Genomic DNA, 17,122 nt, shown 5'->3' with positions numbered 1-17,122 from the left:
TATATTATATTTATGGTTGTATGATTGATTGTTTTAGTTCTTGATTTCCAATTACTTTTGTAGCCCTCAGTATCTCCCGTTTTCCGCCCGGAGGTCCCGGAAGGCGTTCCACACGAAAACCGACGGCTTGCAGCAGGCGGCGGATGACGCCTTTGGCGCAATACGTCGTCAATATCCCCCCTGTATTCATAGTAACGTAAAGAGAGCGGAATAATTGTTCGTTCCACATTTCGGGTTGCTTTTCGGGGGCGAAAGCATCGAAATAAACGACGGAGGGTGAAAATGAAGAATTAATCACCGTATTCGCATCTCCTTTTATCTTTCGCAGAGTGAAATATGGAGATATTTCCACATCTTCTTCCCACGATGCAGTGTGCAGTCTCTCGAATGACGGGTTGTCGCTATATCCCAGTGCATTGACTTCTTCCCAGGCGAGGGGGTAAAGTTCGATGCCGGTGTAGTGTACAGGGCGTTTCTCCTGTCCGGCGGCTTCCAGTGTGAGAAGGGCATTCAGCCCCGTGCCGAAACCTATTTCAAGAACATGCGGTTGCGGTGCGGCCGAAGCTTTCAGGCCCATATCTATAAAGATGTGCTGCGACTCCGTGCGTGCTCCTTTCACCGAATGATAATGTTCATTCAGTTCCGGCACAAACAGCGTTGCGCTTCCGTCTTCCGTATGTTCGATAATCCGTTTCATTTCTTTTTTGTTTTTTTCTCAGGCAAACACTGATATCGCTCCTTCCAGTGCCAGCAGCATCACAGCGTAGCGTATTAGTTTTCCGGCAAACATGGACGAAGTGGTCAGCCATACGTTGCTCCGCATGAAACCCAGTGCAATGGCCAATGCCTCACCCACAAAAGGCAGGAATGCGAAGAAGCCCATCAGCGCCCCTTTCCCTTGCAGGAATTGTTGCATTTTATCTATCTTCTCTTTCTTTACTTTGAAATATTTCTCTATCCAGACTACATTGCCCAGACGTCCCATATAATAGCACGTCATACCGCCGATTGTGTTGCCCAGCGTGGCGAAGAGTACACACATCGTCGGACTGAGTCCCACTTTTACGAGCGCTATCATCACCAGTTCCGAGCTGAACGGAACGATGCTGCCCGCCAGTACTGCGGAGATGAAAAGACCAAGATAGCCCCAGTCTATCATGAGTTGAATGAGTGAATCTATAAAAGCGTCCATACGTTAAATCCGAATAAAAGTACAAGCCCCACAAGGGCGCAAATGAAAAACACATTAGAAGCCCGACTGTTCGTCAGTACCACGAAATGTCCCGTCAGGATGCTGACGCCTATCAGCAGCAGGGGCAGCAGATGAACCGTCTGTGCCGGTTGCAACAGGATATACCCGAAGATGCAAAAGCTCAGGAAGATGAGGAAATGCAGGTAACTGCGGGTACGTATCTTGTCTTCGTAGCCTGCCACCAGGCAGTGTACGGAACTTACTGTAAACATTACAAACAGATAGCCCAGCGTAGCAATCTCCCACAATGGGAAATCTTGCAGGGTGACGGGTTGGAAGGTGCCCAGTTCGATGAAAGGCTGATAAAAAAGCTCTATTTCATCGTAAAAATAGGCATGTCCCAGCAAGAACCAGTAGGGCAGGCTCCAACCTACAAGGCTTCCGAAAAAGCTCTTCGGGGTGAGTGCCTGGAAACTGTGTGCGCCTATCCAGAAAAGCGGAATGAACAATGTCAGTTGCGGGAAGAACAGGCTGCCCGCTCCGATGAACAGGAATGAATAGAACAGGATGCTCGCCGGGCGTGGATGCTGGTAGCCTTTGAACAGGAAAAACAGGGATATCAGGAATGCCACAGAAGCAATATCTCCGGCATATAGTTGGTGCAGGGCGGGGCAGACGGATATCAGCAGAAAATAGATGGCTGTCTGCACGGATGCACGCATGCGGATGATGGCAAAGGCGTTATTCAGTTCTATCAGGAAGTAACCGATGATGCCATAGAGGAGGAAGCTCAACGGCGCGTTTGCCCATGCCGGAATGTAGCCATTGTCGATGCTCTCCCACAAAGGATAACCGCTCTTCATTACCGGAATTTCGGGTAATAAAACAGAGGTCAGTACCCAGCAGAACAGGGATAAAAGGATGGCTACGGGAAGCGTGAAGCGTCCCGCGGTAATCCGGTTCTGTAATCGTTTACTTCGTATCAAAGCAATATAATAATTTTATGGTTCGGAGTGTCTGTCATCCTGAGCGTAGTCGAAGGATGACAGACACTTGCTTTTATAAATCGAATCCGATGTCGCGGCGGAAGTACTTCTTGTCGAAGCTGATCATATCCGCTACTTTATAACTTTTGGCAAGGGCCTCTTCCTTGGTTTCACCGTATGAACATACGGCAATCACGCGGCCTCCGGCGGTCACCACTTCTCCGTCTTTCAGGGCGGTTCCGGCATGGAAGAGGATGCTGTCTGTGGCTGCGGCAGCCTCAAATCCGGTCATTACCTTGCCTTTTTCGTAGGCTTCGGGATAACCGCCGCTGACGAGCATGACACAAGCGGCTGTACGCGGGTCCATTACCAAAGTCTTGGTGTCGAGGTTCACGTCGCGCACACCTTCCAGCAGTTCGGCGAAGTCGCTCTGGATGCGCAGCATGACGCTTTCTGTTTCCGGGTCGCCCATGCGGACGTTGTATTCTATCACCATCGGTTCGCCTTTCACTCGGATCAGTCCGAGGAAGATGAAACCTTTGTAGAGGATTCTTTCTTCTTGCAGTCCGTTGATGGTGGGTTCGATGATGCGGGTGCGTACTTTCTCCATGAACTCTTCGTCGGCAAAAGGAACGGGGGTGACGCTTCCCATACCGCCGGTGTTCAGACCGCGGTCGCCTTCACCGATGCGCTTGTAGTCTTTGGCTACGGGGAGGACTTTGTAGTGCTTGCTGTCCGTCAGCACGAATACGGAGCACTCGATGCCGCTGAGGAATTCTTCGATAACCACCGTGGCGCTGGCTTGGCCGAACATGCCGCCGAGCATTTCCTTCAGTTCCCGCTTGGCTTCTTCGAGGGTGGGGAGGATGAGCACGCCTTTTCCGGCGCAGAGGCCGTCGGCTTTCAGCACGTAGGGGGCTTCGAGGCTTTCGAGGAAGGCGAGGCCTTCTTCGAGGTTATCGGCAGTGATGCTCTTGTAGCGGGCGGTGGGGATGCTGTGGCGTTCCATAAAGCCTTTGGCAAACTCCTTGCTGCCTTCCAGTTGGGCACCTTTGGCGGTGGGGCCGATGATGGCGATATGTTGGGTGGTGGCGTCTTCGGTGAAGCTGTCGTAGATGCCTTCTACGAGCGGGTCTTCGGGGCCTACCACGATCATGTCTATGTTCTGTTCCAGGGCAAAAGTTTTCAGGGTGGGGAAGTCGGTTGCCTTGATGGCCACGTTCTCGCCTACCGCACTGGTGCCGGCATTACCGGGGGCGATAAAAAGTTTCTCTACTTTCGGGCTTTGGGCAATTTTCCATGCCAGGGCGTGCTCGCGGCCGCCGCTTCCTAATAATAATACTTTCATCTTATATCTATTTATTTTAATTACTATTTCTGTTTTGTTTGTAAATTATCTTCAAAATACCGTGTTATCTTCTCATGCAGATGCACACGGTCACGTCCCATGACGTTATGTTTGTGGCCGGGATAGATGAACAGGTCGGGATACGTGCGGGCATCCACGCAGGCCTTTATGAACGAGAGAGTGTGTTGCGGCACACAGGTGTCGTCATGGTCGTCGTGGATCAGCAGAAGGTGTCCTTTCAGGTTGCCGGCAAGGTTCTTCAGGTTGCAGTTCTTGTAACCTTCCGGATTGCTTTGCGGGGTGTCCATATATCGTTCTCCGTACATGATTTCATAATAGCTCCAGTCGATGACCGGACCGCCTGCGACACCTACCTTGAACACGTCCGGGTAGCGGAGCATCAGTGCCGTAGTCATGTGTCCGCCGAAGCTCCAGCCGTGCACGCCGATGCGGTTGCCATCTACGTAGGGCAGGCTTTTCAGGAATTCGGCGCCCTTCACCTGGTCTTTTCCCTCTTCGATGCCGAGGTTGCGGAAGGTGACGTTCTCAAATTCCAGTCCACGGTTTTCGCTGCCGCGGTTGTCGAGGGTGAACATGATGTAGCCTTTGCCGGCCATGTAGATGTCCCATCCGCGGGCACCGTTCTGCCATCCGCCGGTAACCATTTGGGCGTGAGGCCCTCCGTAGACGTAGATGATGGCGGGATATTTCTTGGCCGGGTCGAAGTCTGCGGGTTTTACGAGGCGGTAGTAAAGGTCGGTCACGCCGTCGGCTGCCTTGATAGTGCCTACTTCGATGCTGGGCATGGTGAAGCCTTCGAAGGGGTTCTTAGCCCTCAGCAGGTTGATGCTTTTGAAAGTTTTGGTGTTGATGATGTCGATATTACGAGGCACGGTGGGCGACGAATAGCGGTCGATGATGTACGTGCCGGATGCACTGGGCAATCCTGTGTGCACACCCTCGGTAGTGGTGTTGATGTTGAAGGGCAGACTGCGCTTTCCGCTGGTTACGTTAACGGCGAAGTTGGCACTTCTCAAAGCGTCGATGGCATTGAAGATGACTTCTTTCCGTTGGGTGTTGAATCCCAGGATGTCGCTTACTAACCATTTCCCTTCGGTCAGCTGCTTGAGCAGTTTGCCGTCTGTGCCGTAGAGGTATAGGTGGTTGAAGCCGTTGCGCTGGCTTTGGTAGATGAACTTGCTGCTGTCCCACGGCAAGAATACGATGGGATGCTGGGGCTCAACGTATTTGGGGTGTGTTTCCTCGATGAGGGTGGCCATCAACTCGCCTGTCTCGGCATTGTATTGGCAGAGTTTGGCATGGTTCTGGTCGCGGTTCAGCTCGATGAGGTAGAGGCTTCGGGCATCCGGGGCCCAACTGATGTTAGTGAAATAACGGTCGGTAGGGTCGCCTGCATTCAGATAGATGCTCTTCTGCGTTTTGGGGTTGTAGATGCCTATGGTCACCTTGTGGCTCGTCATGCCTGCCATCGGATAGCGGACATTGTTCACTTCGCCTACCCGTGCGGTGATGTCTACCAGCGGGTATTGCGTCACCATGCTTTCGTCCATGCGGTAGAAGGCGAGCAGGTCGCCTTGCGGACTCCAGTAAGTTCCTTTGCTGATGCCGAACTCGTTGCGGTGTACGCTTTGCCCGCATACGATGCCGTCGGGTTCGTCGGTTACGGCAGTGCCATTCACGAAGAGGTTGTTCTTGAGGGTATAGGCCACGTTGCCGCTTGTGGTATGATAATCTTGGTTGGCGCTTTCTTTTGGGAATTCACGTTTGCTGATAATCTTGTCCGCTTTCCAGTCGTAGACGGCGTAGCTTCCGGGCAGGCTGACGAGTATCTGCGTTTTGTCGGCCCAGGGCAGTCTTACCTGATAAAGGTGGCTCAGTTTGCCCAGCTTTTCCTGTGCCAGAGCCTGATTGATTTTCTCGCGTGTTACGAGTAAGGTCTCTTTCCCGGTTTTGGGATTTATTGTAAATAAGGAGTCTATTTCGGGCTTGATGCATGTGTCTCCCCACCATTGTATTCCATGGAGGGTTTCAGCAAAGCGATAGGTTTCTCCGCCGGGAAGCAGATCTTCCAGCGTCGGTTTCTTTAAATCTTGTGCCATACTATTTGTTGCAAAGAGGGTGGGGAACGCCAGTAGTGCTATTCCCATCCATTTACTGATTATCTTCATGTTCATTGTCTTTATCATTCATTCTCTTTTCTGAATCCTTTTATTTCTATTCTGCCCAAAGGGGAACTTTTCACTTGCACCGCAGCACTCATTCTCTTGCTTCGGCTATGCTCAGGATGACAGATACTCTCAAGGAATATATCCCAACTTATTTTTTAATCATTACTTGAGGTTCCAATTTGGAACCCCAAGTTGGGGGGCAGCGACTTACTCCCCTTCTTCCCTTTTTCTCGGCTTGAATTCCCTTTTCGGCTTAAACTCCCCGCTTCCTTCCGGACGGCGTTCCCTGTCGAACGGTTTCCGTTCCCTGTCTCCATCCTTGCGGAACTCCCTCGGCTTAAACTCGCCTCTGGGCTTATCCTCTCTCGAACCGAACTCCCGGGGTTTACCGTCTCTCGGCCTGAACTCTCTCGGTCTGTCATCTCTGGACTTGAACTCACCCGGTTTACGCGGTTCTCTCGGTCTGAAGTCCCGGTTTTCCCGGCTTTCTCTCGGCTTGAATTCTCTCGGTTCTCTTGTCTTGAAACCAGATTCTTCGTTTTCGCCTTCGCCCTCACTTTCCTGTCTCTTGAACTCCTTATATTTCCCGTCGAAAATCTCGTATTTACGGAACTCACATTCCAGTGCACCATTGAACAAAGGCACCTTCTGGGTTGGTTTCAGCCCTATCTGGTCGAAGCACTCTTCACGGTAAGAAAGCACCCATGCCGTGTTTCCGATGAAAGCATGTTTCAGGCGTTCGCCTATCATCTGGTATAGTCCCAACAGATTATTCGTGGAGATACGTTCTCCGTAGGGCGGATTTGTGATAATCATGGACTTCTCCGCCGGCTGTTCGAATTGCTGGAAAGGCTGCAACTTCAATACGATATCTTTCGATACGCCCGCCGCCTTGACATTATGCGTGGCTATCTCATTGGCCTGCGGATTGTTGTCGTAACCATATATCTTATGCGTAAACTCGCGTTCCTGACTGTCGTCATTGTAAATCATATCAAACAGTTCCTGGTCGAAGTCGTTCCACTTCTCAAACGCAAACTCCTTGCGGAACACTCCCGGAGCAATGTTACGCGCAATCAGCGCCGCTTCGATGGGTATCGTTCCCGAACCGCACATAGGGTCAATCAGGTCACATTCCCCTTTCCAGTCCGTCATCAATATCATTCCGGCAGCCAGCACCTCGTTCAGCGGGGCTTCTACCGCTTCCTGCCGGTAGCCGCGGCGGTGCAGCGACTCACCCGATGAGTCGAGTGAAAGCGTGCATGTGGTCTGTGCAATGTGTATATTCAGCAACACATCCGGACGGTTGATGCGCACGGACGGGCGCTTGTTGAAGTTCTCGCGGAAATAATCCACGATGGCATCCTTTACCTTATAAGAGACGAATTTGGAGTGACGGAACTCTTCGCTGAACACAACGGCGTCCACGGCAAACGTCTTCTCCACATCCAGAATATCTTCCCAATGGATGGCTTTGATTTGTTCGTAAACTTCATCGGCATTCTTGGCGGTGAAGTTCTTGATAGGTTTCAGAATGCGGATAGCTGTGCGCAGGCAGAAGTTTGCCTTATACATCATTTCCTTGTCTCCACTGAAAGACACCATGCGTCGGCCTATTTCTATGTCGTTTGCCCCTAATGCAGTCAGTTCTTGTGCCAGTACTTCTTCCAGTCCTTGGAAGGTTTTGGCAATCATTTGAAATTGTTCGTTCATTTATTTATTACTGTTTGACTATTCTGTTTTATATTGATTTTCTCTATTATCCGGCAGAGTATCGCATCTATATATCCAACGTCTTGTATCTATATATCCAGCGTGCTGCATCTATATATCCAGTGTGTTGCATCTATATATCCGGCGTGTTGCATCTATATATCCGATACGTCGCATCTGTATATTCCGGAAACTATCTGTTAAAGCCGGTCATTTCTTGGCTTTGGTCTGTACGATTCTTGCACCTGCCGGTACATCTTCCGTTACCCAGATATTGCCGCCTACCGTGGCACCCTGCCCAATGGTGATGCGTCCCAGGATGGTGGCGTTGGAATAAACGATGACGTTGTCTTCCAGTATCGGGTGGCGGGGGATTCCCTTGATGGGCTTGCCGTCCTCGTCCAGCGGGAAGCTCTTGGCACCCAGCGTGACGCCCTGGTACAACTTCACGTTGTTGCCGATGATGCACGTCTCGCCAATCACTACGCCCGTACCGTGGTCTATGGTGAAGTGGCTGCCGATGGCTGCGCCCGGATGGATGTCGATTCCCGTTTCGCTATGGGCCATCTCGGTGATGATGCGCGGGATAAGGGGCACACCGAGTTTCAGCAACTCATGCGCGATGCGGTAGTTGCTGATGGCGCGTATGGCGGGATAGCAGCTGATTACTTCTCCGAAACTATGTGCCGCAGGGTCACCGTTGTAGGCGGCCATCACATCCGTGGCCAGTGTGCGGCGCATTTCCGGCAGATGGCTGATGAACTTGGCGGCAATGAGCGCGGCTTCTTCGCGTTGGAGTTCGGTGCAGCAAGTGCATTCACCGTCTCCCGTGAAGCAAAGGCCGGCGAGTACTTGCCCGGTCAGCAGGTCGAACAAGCGTTCGATGTTTACGCCGATGTGGTACTTGACGGTGCGGCTGTTGACTGTGGAATTGCCGAAATATCCGGGGAAGAGAATAGCACGTGATAGCTCTACAATGTCTTGCAGTGCCCGGGCCGAAGGCAATGGAGTGCCGTCCGTGTGCTGATGGAACAGTCCTTTGTAAGACGAACTTTCCGATAGTTCATCGACTGCCTGTGTCAAAATGTGAGTAAAGTTCAATGGACTCATTGGGATATCCTTTTTATAATAAGGTGGGGCAAAGGTAACTATTCTCAGCGAAAATCCCTCATTTATAGTACGAAAATCCCACAAATATGGTATTTCCTGTGAACCGTTAACCCATTATCTTTGTCATTTAGAAAGAAGAGTATAATTTAAAACCAAATAAGTGATGAAAAAGATAGCTAAACAGCTCACCGATCTCGTGGGCAACACTCCTTTGCTGGAGCTGAGTAATTACAATAAATCGAAGGGACTGAAAGCCCGTCTGGTAGTGAAACTGGAGTCATTCAATCCTGCCGGAAGCGTGAAGGACCGTGTGGCGCTGGCCATGATTGAAGATGCCGAAGCATCCGGCTTACTGAAACCCGGAGCCACGATTATAGAACCTACCAGTGGCAACACCGGAATAGGGCTTGCTTTCGTTGCCGCCGCCAAAGGGTATAAGTTGGTTCTTACGATGCCTGACACTATGAGCATCGAACGCCGCAATCTGCTGAAAGCTCTTGGTGCCGAGTTGGTGCTTACGCCGGGTGCCAATGGCATGAAAGGTGCGATTGCCCGTGCCGAGGAGTTGAAAGCTGCCACGCCCGGTGCGGTGATTCTTCAGCAGTTTGATAACCCTGCCAACCCTGCCATGCACGAGCGTACCACAGGAGAGGAAATCTGGCGCGATACGGATGGAGTGGTCGATATTTTTGTTGCCGGTGTAGGTACGGGCGGAACGGTGAGCGGTGTAGGCGCTGCTTTGAAGAAGCACAATCCGGGTGTGAAGGTTGTGGCTGTGGAGCCGACTGACTCTCCGGTGCTCTCAGGAGGTGCTCCGGGAGCGCATAAGATACAGGGTATCGGTGCCGGTTTTGTTCCTAAAAATTACAATCCGGTGGTAGTGGATGAGATATTGCAGGTGACGAATGATGATGCCATCCGTGCGGGACGTGAACTGGCACAGCGGGAAGGTTTGCTGGTTGGCATATCTTCCGGTGCGGCAGTCAGTGCGGCTACCCGCTTGGCGCTTCTTCCTGAAAATGCCGGGAAAACAATAGTGGCATTATTGCCGGATACGGGCGAACGTTATCTTTCGACGTTGCTGTATGCGTTTGATGAATATCCGTTGTAATACAATTGTAATGGGGTGAATAAATGATCCCTGTCTCTACCCATATTTCAGAATAGGAGACAGGGAAAACTCAAATTAAAGGATTGGAAATCCAAAGAGATGAGACACCCCAATAAATATTCCAGCAAAAAATGAAACAAGAATTCACCTACCAATCAAATATTCAGCTATATAAGAGTGTACCAATAAATCTAGAATTTCGTTTTTCCTTATCAAACACTCCTTTATTCCGAAACTTCTTCAAAATCTCGCCTGAATCATTTCTTATATAATGAGTTGGAGAATCTTCATGTAATAAGCGAATCGTTTTTGCTTTGCCATTTATTTTCAGAAAACTAAAAGTTGAATCACTCAGTATTTTATACAAAGACATCCATGTGTTTTTACACGGCAATTTTTGATAAAAAGAACTGTTCTCGCTACTTTCATAAGAAAAGACCTCAAAACCATTAGCGGGAATCTCAATAGGCAGTGAGTCACGCAGAGATAAACTAAGAGTATCAGATCCATTTGCAATTATAAAAGTTCTATTGAGGACATCAGAAGATAAGACAATTGTGGAATCAGTCTTATTTTCCACATATATTTGTCCACATATTTTCTTTATATAAAATTTTAGGCTATCCGACTCCAAATAGCTAGAGCCCGACAAGATCATATCATGATCGACCGAGCACATATAAAAGTCGGTTTTCTCCGGTTGACCTCCTGATAAATAAGGCCATAGCTCTGTATACTCAAATATATAATTTGCATACGGAGACCTTTTCACAACAGCTCCGCTATTTTTGTATTTTGAAACTCCCATAAACCATATATCGGCACTTACATCAGTACGACTCATGACAGCAGCACTGTCACAATTAGTTATTTGATTTATTTGCTCTATGGATAACTCTGGCTCATCCAACTCTATGAAACAAAAATACCTATTGTTGGCCTTGATTATTTTAGATGGAAATTCGGCAAGATCCGAGATCGGAGAATATCCCCCGAAAAAGGAATATAGAGTACTGGAATCATTCTCCCAATGTTCATATATATGAATGTATTTATCAACAATACACCCACTATCCACAAGAGGCATTACATATCCTATAGCCCTCTGATACATATCGATATCATTGGTTTTATGCATACACCCTATAAGTAGCCATAACAAACCAAATAGTATAATCTCTTTTCTCTTCATATTCTGCAATATTATTTTATGCTTGTCCCACGCATTTACTAAAAAATAGTAATATTGTAGCCACTAATATCACAGTTTCAATTATCCAGGCAATCTTAATAGTTACACACATGACAAAAAAGCGATCTAATAATACTACAATAAGCATCATTATCATAAAACCAACTATAAGAGGAAAGCTAAAAGCAGTCCACACACATATATACGCTCTCCATAACGTATGTAGTACTATCAAAAAAGGGAATAAAATCAGTATTGGAGACCATTTTATCTTTTTCATATAACTATCGGCTTTTAATTCTATGTATAAGCTTTCCTTGCGGATTGTTTTTTATAATTTATTTAAAGGAAACTTTAGGAATAGCAGGACGAGCACTACCATGAACTACTGTAAAAGAAGACTCTCCCAAGCTGTGATTAGCTGGTATTCTATAACTTCTTTTATTTTTATCATACGTTTTAATTCCGGCCGCTTCCATTGAGCGTTGTACGGTAGTACTACAATTGTTCCATAAAAGATTGTATTCTTCTTTTTGACTAATTTCTGTAAAAGTACTACGAATGATAATATCTTGTTCCTCCGTTGTTGGAATAATATACCCTTCTGAGAATCCGTATCCATTTATAGATACGTCAGTTTTATCTCCAGATGAATTATAAGAGCTTTCTAAAAAATCTTGCGGGCTGTTAAACTCACCAACTTCAATATCATCAAATGTACGTCCTCCGATAAACTGTCCAGAAAAATAAACATTATCTCCGTTAACCGAAAAATACTGCCATTTATTTACATCATTCTGAATTAACATAGCCATATGTACGCCTTCTCCGTGATTTAAAACGACAATACTATCTCCATTCACATCTATGTTCTTTATTGGGTTATTCGCTCCATACTGATATAGCGACATCGAATAATATTTCTCTGCAAATCTATCCATCGTCGTAAACCTTCCCAGCACCGCATCATACTGTCTCGCCCCATAATCATACCAGTTCAGTCCCTTCTCCGTATCCAGTTCCTTGCCATTATACTTGTAAGTCTGCACATTACCCGTATTCTCAAATATACCTCCGAAGGGATAGTAATTGTTCACTTCTTCCGTATTTCCACTCTGGTCAACAACCACCCTGATATTTCTCTGATGATCTTTCAGATAATAGTGGTATTTGCTATCGTTCAAAGAAAGATATCCTTCTTCCGTCAGCAACAGCTTCTGAACACCATTTTCATAGACCACATTGTTGCAATAGTACGTTTGGGTGGTGCCAATATCTTTTATGTGGTGGAGTGTGCGGAGTTTCTTGCTGTCAGCTGCATAGATATAGGTAAAAGCGCTATTATCCCTGAATATTACGAGACTAGGTAAATTTAGCACATTATATTGAATACCCACTATATCCTTGCTCAAATCTTTCGTTAAATTTCCATTGACATCATAAGCAAAGTCACCCTCAGTACCGGCACCGTTTCTGAAAACAGTTCCATCACCCACAGAAGTAGCCGTAGAACTATCGTCAACACGACTCAACCGGTTGTCGTTCAGCTTCATCGCTCACTGATCCACTACTCCATAAGTATTAGCGCCTATCCGTCCATGACGTTCAAGGGTTTTCACATTATATATAATTATAATAATTGGAAGGTCAAAAGAGAGTTAACTATGAATAGATTAACTTCTTCTACTTTCCAATTATTCATGATAAAATGTCCAAGCCTAATTATTCCAGACTGAAAAACCTAGAATTCCGCTTATCCTTGTCGAATACTCCTTCATTCCAAATAGTCTTCAAAGTCTTACCCGAATCATTTATAAGAAGATTGGCATGATTATCATGGTGTAATAAACGGATCGCTTTTGCTTCATTATTTATCTTCAATAGGCAATAAGTAGAGTCACTTAACAACCTATACAAAGCCATCCACGCATTTTCACACGGCAACCTTTGAAAAAAAGAACTATTTTCTTTACTTTCATAATGCAATGCCCTTAATCCATTAGCAGCAATTTTAACAGGTAGTGAGTCATGCAGAGAAAAAAGAAGAGTATCAGTTCCATTTGCAACTATAAAAGTCTTATCAAAAACATTAGGAGATAAGAAAACTGTAGAGTCAGTTTTATTTGCCACATATATATATCCACATACCTTTTTAATATGAAACTTCAAGCTATCAGATTCTAAATATTTAGGATCTGACAAAACCACATTATGATTGTACAAACACATATAAAAATTTCTCTCGACAGGATGTCCGCCCGAAAAATAGGGCCACAACTCCGCATAGTCAATTATATAATCTACATCAGGTGTTCTTTTTACCACAGCTCCATCGTTTGCATATTTTGAGACCCCCATAAACCAAATATCGCCATTTACATCCAGACAATTCAGGACAACATCATTGTCGCGATTAGTAATTCGGTTTATTTGCTCTAAGGACAATTCCGGTTCATCCAATTCTATAAAACAGAAATATCTGCCCCTTACTTTAATTATTTTAGATGGGAATTCTGCAAAATTTGCAAATGGATCATCTCCCTCAAAAAATGAATACACACTATTGGAATCATTTTCAGAATGTTCATATATATGAACATATTCTTTAGTAATACACCCACTGTCTACAAGAGGCATTATATAGCCTATAGCTTTCTGATATATATCTATATCAGAAGGCCTAGACATACATCCTGAGAATAACCATAATAGGCTAAACAATAAAATCTCCCTTTTCTTCATATTCACAATATTTATTTTAATCCCATATGTTTCAGAATATCATCAGATGTTTTGATAGGCATTTCTTTTATCTTCGATTGAAGTGACACATCCTCAATTGTAATTTAGGCGAATTAAAACCCTAATAATCGAAACGAACAGATAGGATATTTGATTGAACAAGAACCAACTATATCAAAAAGCAACAATTTATGTACATTTATTTAAAAACATCAACAAAGCAAATAATATAACCAAAATCTCGGTTAACCAGAGCGTTTTAATCGTTACACACATTACAAAAAAACGATCTAATAAAAGTACAATAAGCATTGCCGCAATAAATCCTATTATAATATAAAAACTAAATGCAGTCCAGACACAAACATACGCTCTCCATAAAGTATGTAATGTTATTATGAAAGGAAATAGAATTAATATAGGAGACCATTTTATTCTTCTCATATAGTTATCTTTTTTTTATTCTATATATCATATTCCCTTGTGGATTATGCTTTATTATTGATTTAAAGGAAGACCGAGGAATAATAGGACGTGCATCAGCGTGAGTAACAACAAAAGATGACTCTCCGATACTATGACTAGCAGGCACTTTATAGCTTCTCATATTCATATCATATGTTTTAATCCCAACAGCCTCCATCGAACGCTGTACTGTGGTACTGCAATTATTTCCTAAAAGGTCATATTCTTCATTTTGACTAATATTTTCAAAAGTAGTACGCATCATATTGTCTTGTTTTGCAGTTGTTGGAATGATATACCCCTCGGAGAATCCATAACCATTAATAGAATTAGCATCCTCGTTTCCATTTCCTGCTGAATTATAAGAACTTTCAAAGAAATCTTGTGGGCTATTAAATTCACCGACAGCAATATCATCAGACTTCCGTCCACCAAAGAACTTTCCTGATATATAAACATTATCTCCATTTACAGAGAAATATTGCCATTTATTATCATTATTTTGGATTAGCATTGCCATATGCATCCCTTCACCATGATTTAAAACAACAATACTATCTCCATTGATATCAATATTTCCAATCGGATTATTCGCTCCATACTGATATGGTGAGATTGAATAATATTTCTCTGCAAATCTATCCGTCGTCGTAAACCTTCCCAGTGTTGCATCATAATGTCTCGCCCCATAGTCATACCAGTTCAGCCCCTTCTTTGTATCCAGTTCCTTGCCATTATATTTATAAGGCTGAACATTCTGAGATGAAGCAAACACACCACCAAATGGATAGTAATGATTCGTCTCCTCCACATTGCCATTATGGTTGATAACTACCCGATTATTCCCTTGATGATCTTTCAGATAATAGTGGTATTTGCTATCGTTCAAAGAAAGATACCCTTCTTCCGTCAGCAACAGCTTCTGAACACCATTTTCATAGACCACATTGTTGCAATAGTACGTAGTCGTGGTAGTGCTGCCAATCTTATGAATCGTGCGAAGCTTCACTCCATCCGCACTATATAGATAAGAAATAGTACTCCCATCAGAGAACGTGACTGTCTCCGGCAAATTTAAAAAATTATACTGAATATCAGTTATATTCTTATTTAAATCTTTCGTTAAATTGCCGTTGGCATCATACATATATTCTGTAGTGGCGTTTGCACCATTCTTAAACTCGAAGCTGTTATTGTAGGCCATAGTTGTAACCGCATCATTTATCGCTTTCAACTGGTTACCGTTCAGAGTGATGGCTAAATTATCAATCAAACCGTAAACACTGGCAGAAGTCTGTCCATAGCGTTGCAAGGCAAGGATATTTCCATTCTTATCGTAAGCTGTCACTTTCTCCGAAAAGCGATTGGTATTGGCGTTAATATTCGCACTCTCACCGTAGATGGCATTTTGCAACCTGTCTAAACCATCATAAGTGAACTTGTAACCTCTCACAGTGCTTTCATTACCCGCCTTCCACGTCATGCTACTGATACTACCGTTATACTTCGCTGTGCTGACACCCGTATTGTAATACATATTCTGTGTAAAGCGAGTACCAGTGATTTCCGTCAGCCAACTGCGCAAATTATAAGTATAAGTCAGCTTATTCGTGGTAGAACCGTGCAAGGACTTGGTCTTTAAACGGCCAAGATCATCATACAGAGCATCATACAAAGTAATTGTAGTTCCCCCAAACGTATGTTGCACCTTACTTATTCTGTTCGCATGGTCATAGGTATAAGTACATACTTCTGTCCATGTACTCTTTCCGTTTGCTGTATGCGTGTGTGTCACAGTAGCAGGTTTGTCAGTAAATGTATAAGTGGTAACTGTCACGTCATATCCACCCAGCAGGTTACTTTGTACGGTTTTCGTCTCACGTCCCTTTATATCGTAGTAATGTGCAACATAAATCTTCATATCGGTTCCAAATACTGTAATACTGCTTCCTGTCAGGAATCCCTTACCATGCCCTGAAGTATCTTTGGTGAAAGAGGCTGTTGGGAAGCCGCTTCCTCCTGCAAAGCTGTAATCGTCGTAGTAATTCTGTATATATACCATTGAAGCGGAAGTCGGGATTTCACCATTAGGCCCTGGATGATCGGAAGTAGAAGAACGGTCATCTGTACATTCTCCCTGACGGATCAAGCGTCTCAATAGGTCGTATTCATAAAATGTCAGTTTCTTCTGGGAACGCTGTCTGCCGTCCTGCGAATAAATCAATTGGTCGTCGTCGTTGTAGGTGTATGTGATGTGTTTGGCACCCGGTAGCTTTTTATAGACGCAGCGGTTGCGACCATCGTATTTGTACTGAAAAGCATACAAATCAAGATTCGCTGAACTCTGATACATAGGTTGTAACACAAAACACAGATTTCCCTTTTCATCATATACATAATAGGTGTCATGCGGTTCGCTACCTTGTATCTGCCGGGTCAATACCAGATGTCCCAGCTTATCGGTGAAACTATAGCTCACATTCATATCCTCATCCATAGTCTTTACTACTGAAAGTTGTCCGGCAGCATAGCTACTACTGCCACCGCTCAATGTATAAGAATCATTTACGGTATAATAACGGCAATTCAGCGGCAAAGTGGCAGTATTTGTCAAATACTCCGTCTTTACCGGTCGACCGGCATTGTACCATGCAGTTCCGGGACCGTACTGTTGTAGTATGCGGTTCAAAGGCGAGGCTTCATAAAAGGGCTGGCTGTAAGGGCGACTGTCATTACTATACTTCCCCGGGGCACTGTTCTTAAAAGTGGCAGGAGCCAGATATACGGAAGAGCCGGTGGGGATTGGTAACCAGCTGTTCCCCTCACGCCCTGTAGCGTCATACTCTTGCAAAGTAGCGAGGTTTTTATTTACAGGACTACCATTTTTCACAGCTTTCTGCACTGTTTGGAAAGGTCGGCCAAGTCCGTCATAATAAGCAATATCATCCAAATAAGAACTCCCCGTATCATTCAGCATCTTGCGCGTGCGGATGTAGTTCTCTGTGCTGACCTGCGCATTCATGACGCAGGCAGCTATTAATAACAATAAAAATATACTGAATCGTTTCATAATC

12 protein-coding genes are annotated in these 17,122 nt (G+C 45.1%); 1 reads left to right on the top strand and 11 read right to left on the bottom strand.

Features of this window, described 5'->3' with window-relative positions; translation table 11 throughout:
• Positions 1-10 precede the first annotated feature (10 nt).
• The 7 genes from mnmD to epsC all read right to left on the bottom strand — a co-directional run bounded on the left by mnmD (position 11) and on the right by epsC (position 8,538).
• The gene (gene mnmD / locus BUC01_RS01435) at positions 11-697 is read right to left on the bottom strand and encodes a tRNA (5-methylaminomethyl-2-thiouridine)(34)-methyltransferase MnmC2 (RefSeq protein ID WP_025833198.1); all 687 of its coding nucleotides are present in this window, start codon (positions 695-697) and stop codon (positions 11-13) included.
• Positions 698-715: 18 nt separating this feature from the next.
• Complete coding sequence (locus tag BUC01_RS01430; protein WP_073312486.1) at positions 716-1,192, bottom strand: YqaA family protein; 477 nt, start codon at positions 1,190-1,192, stop codon at positions 716-718.
• Positions 1,177-2,175, bottom strand: a complete 999-nt coding sequence (locus BUC01_RS01425; RefSeq protein ID WP_073312517.1) for a hypothetical protein — start codon at positions 2,173-2,175, stop codon at positions 1,177-1,179. Before BUC01_RS01425 ends, BUC01_RS01430 begins: the two co-directional genes overlap by 16 nt.
• Before the next feature lie 76 nt (positions 2,176-2,251).
• Positions 2,252-3,526 (bottom strand): phosphoribosylamine--glycine ligase, encoded by a 1,275-nt coding sequence (gene purD, locus BUC01_RS01420; protein WP_073312485.1) that lies wholly within the window; start codon positions 3,524-3,526, stop codon positions 2,252-2,254.
• Between the two features lie 23 nt (positions 3,527-3,549).
• Entirely contained in the window at positions 3,550-5,715 is a 2,166-nt protein-coding gene (locus BUC01_RS01415; protein ID WP_139261780.1) for a S9 family peptidase, read from the bottom strand.
• Between the two features lie 207 nt (positions 5,716-5,922).
• The gene (locus BUC01_RS01410) at positions 5,923-7,428 is read right to left on the bottom strand and encodes a THUMP domain-containing class I SAM-dependent RNA methyltransferase (protein ID WP_073312484.1); all 1,506 of its coding nucleotides are present in this window, start codon (positions 7,426-7,428) and stop codon (positions 5,923-5,925) included.
• A 210-nt stretch (positions 7,429-7,638) separates the two neighbouring features.
• Positions 7,639-8,538: a serine O-acetyltransferase EpsC gene (gene epsC / locus BUC01_RS01405; RefSeq protein WP_025833200.1), complete on the bottom strand. Its 900-nt coding sequence runs from the start codon at positions 8,536-8,538 to the stop codon at positions 7,639-7,641.
• 163 nt (positions 8,539-8,701) lie between these two features.
• On the opposite strand from epsC, the gene cysK reads away from it, so the two are divergent.
• Positions 8,702-9,649, top strand: a complete 948-nt coding sequence (gene cysK, locus BUC01_RS01400) for a cysteine synthase A (protein WP_073312483.1) — start codon at positions 8,702-8,704, stop codon at positions 9,647-9,649.
• A 163-nt stretch (positions 9,650-9,812) separates the two neighbouring features.
• Here cysK and BUC01_RS01395 read toward each other — a convergent pair whose 3' ends face one another.
• The 4 genes from BUC01_RS01395 to BUC01_RS01370 form a co-directional block, all read right to left on the bottom strand.
• Positions 9,813-10,841 (bottom strand): Imm65 family immunity protein, encoded by a 1,029-nt coding sequence (locus tag BUC01_RS01395; protein ID WP_025833202.1) that lies wholly within the window; start codon positions 10,839-10,841, stop codon positions 9,813-9,815.
• 338 nt (positions 10,842-11,179) lie between these two features.
• Positions 11,180-12,394: an RHS repeat domain-containing protein gene (locus BUC01_RS01385; protein WP_073312479.1), complete on the bottom strand. Its 1,215-nt coding sequence runs from the start codon at positions 12,392-12,394 to the stop codon at positions 11,180-11,182.
• Positions 12,395-12,563: 169 nt separating this feature from the next.
• Positions 12,564-13,583 (bottom strand): Imm65 family immunity protein, encoded by a 1,020-nt coding sequence (locus tag BUC01_RS01380; protein WP_073312477.1) that lies wholly within the window; start codon positions 13,581-13,583, stop codon positions 12,564-12,566.
• A 448-nt stretch (positions 13,584-14,031) separates the two neighbouring features.
• A complete protein-coding gene (locus BUC01_RS01370; RefSeq protein ID WP_083595420.1) occupies positions 14,032-17,118 on the bottom strand; it encodes a DUF6443 domain-containing protein in 3,087 nt (1,028 codons plus the stop codon).
• Between the last annotated feature and the right edge of the window lie 4 nt (positions 17,119-17,122).

Source organism: Bacteroides stercorirosoris, assembly GCF_900142015.1.
In the GTDB taxonomy this organism is placed as follows: domain Bacteria; phylum Bacteroidota; class Bacteroidia; order Bacteroidales; family Bacteroidaceae; genus Bacteroides; species Bacteroides stercorirosoris.
The sequence above is the reverse complement of the archived record's forward strand: the minus strand, read 5'-3'. Positions and strand labels throughout refer to the sequence as shown.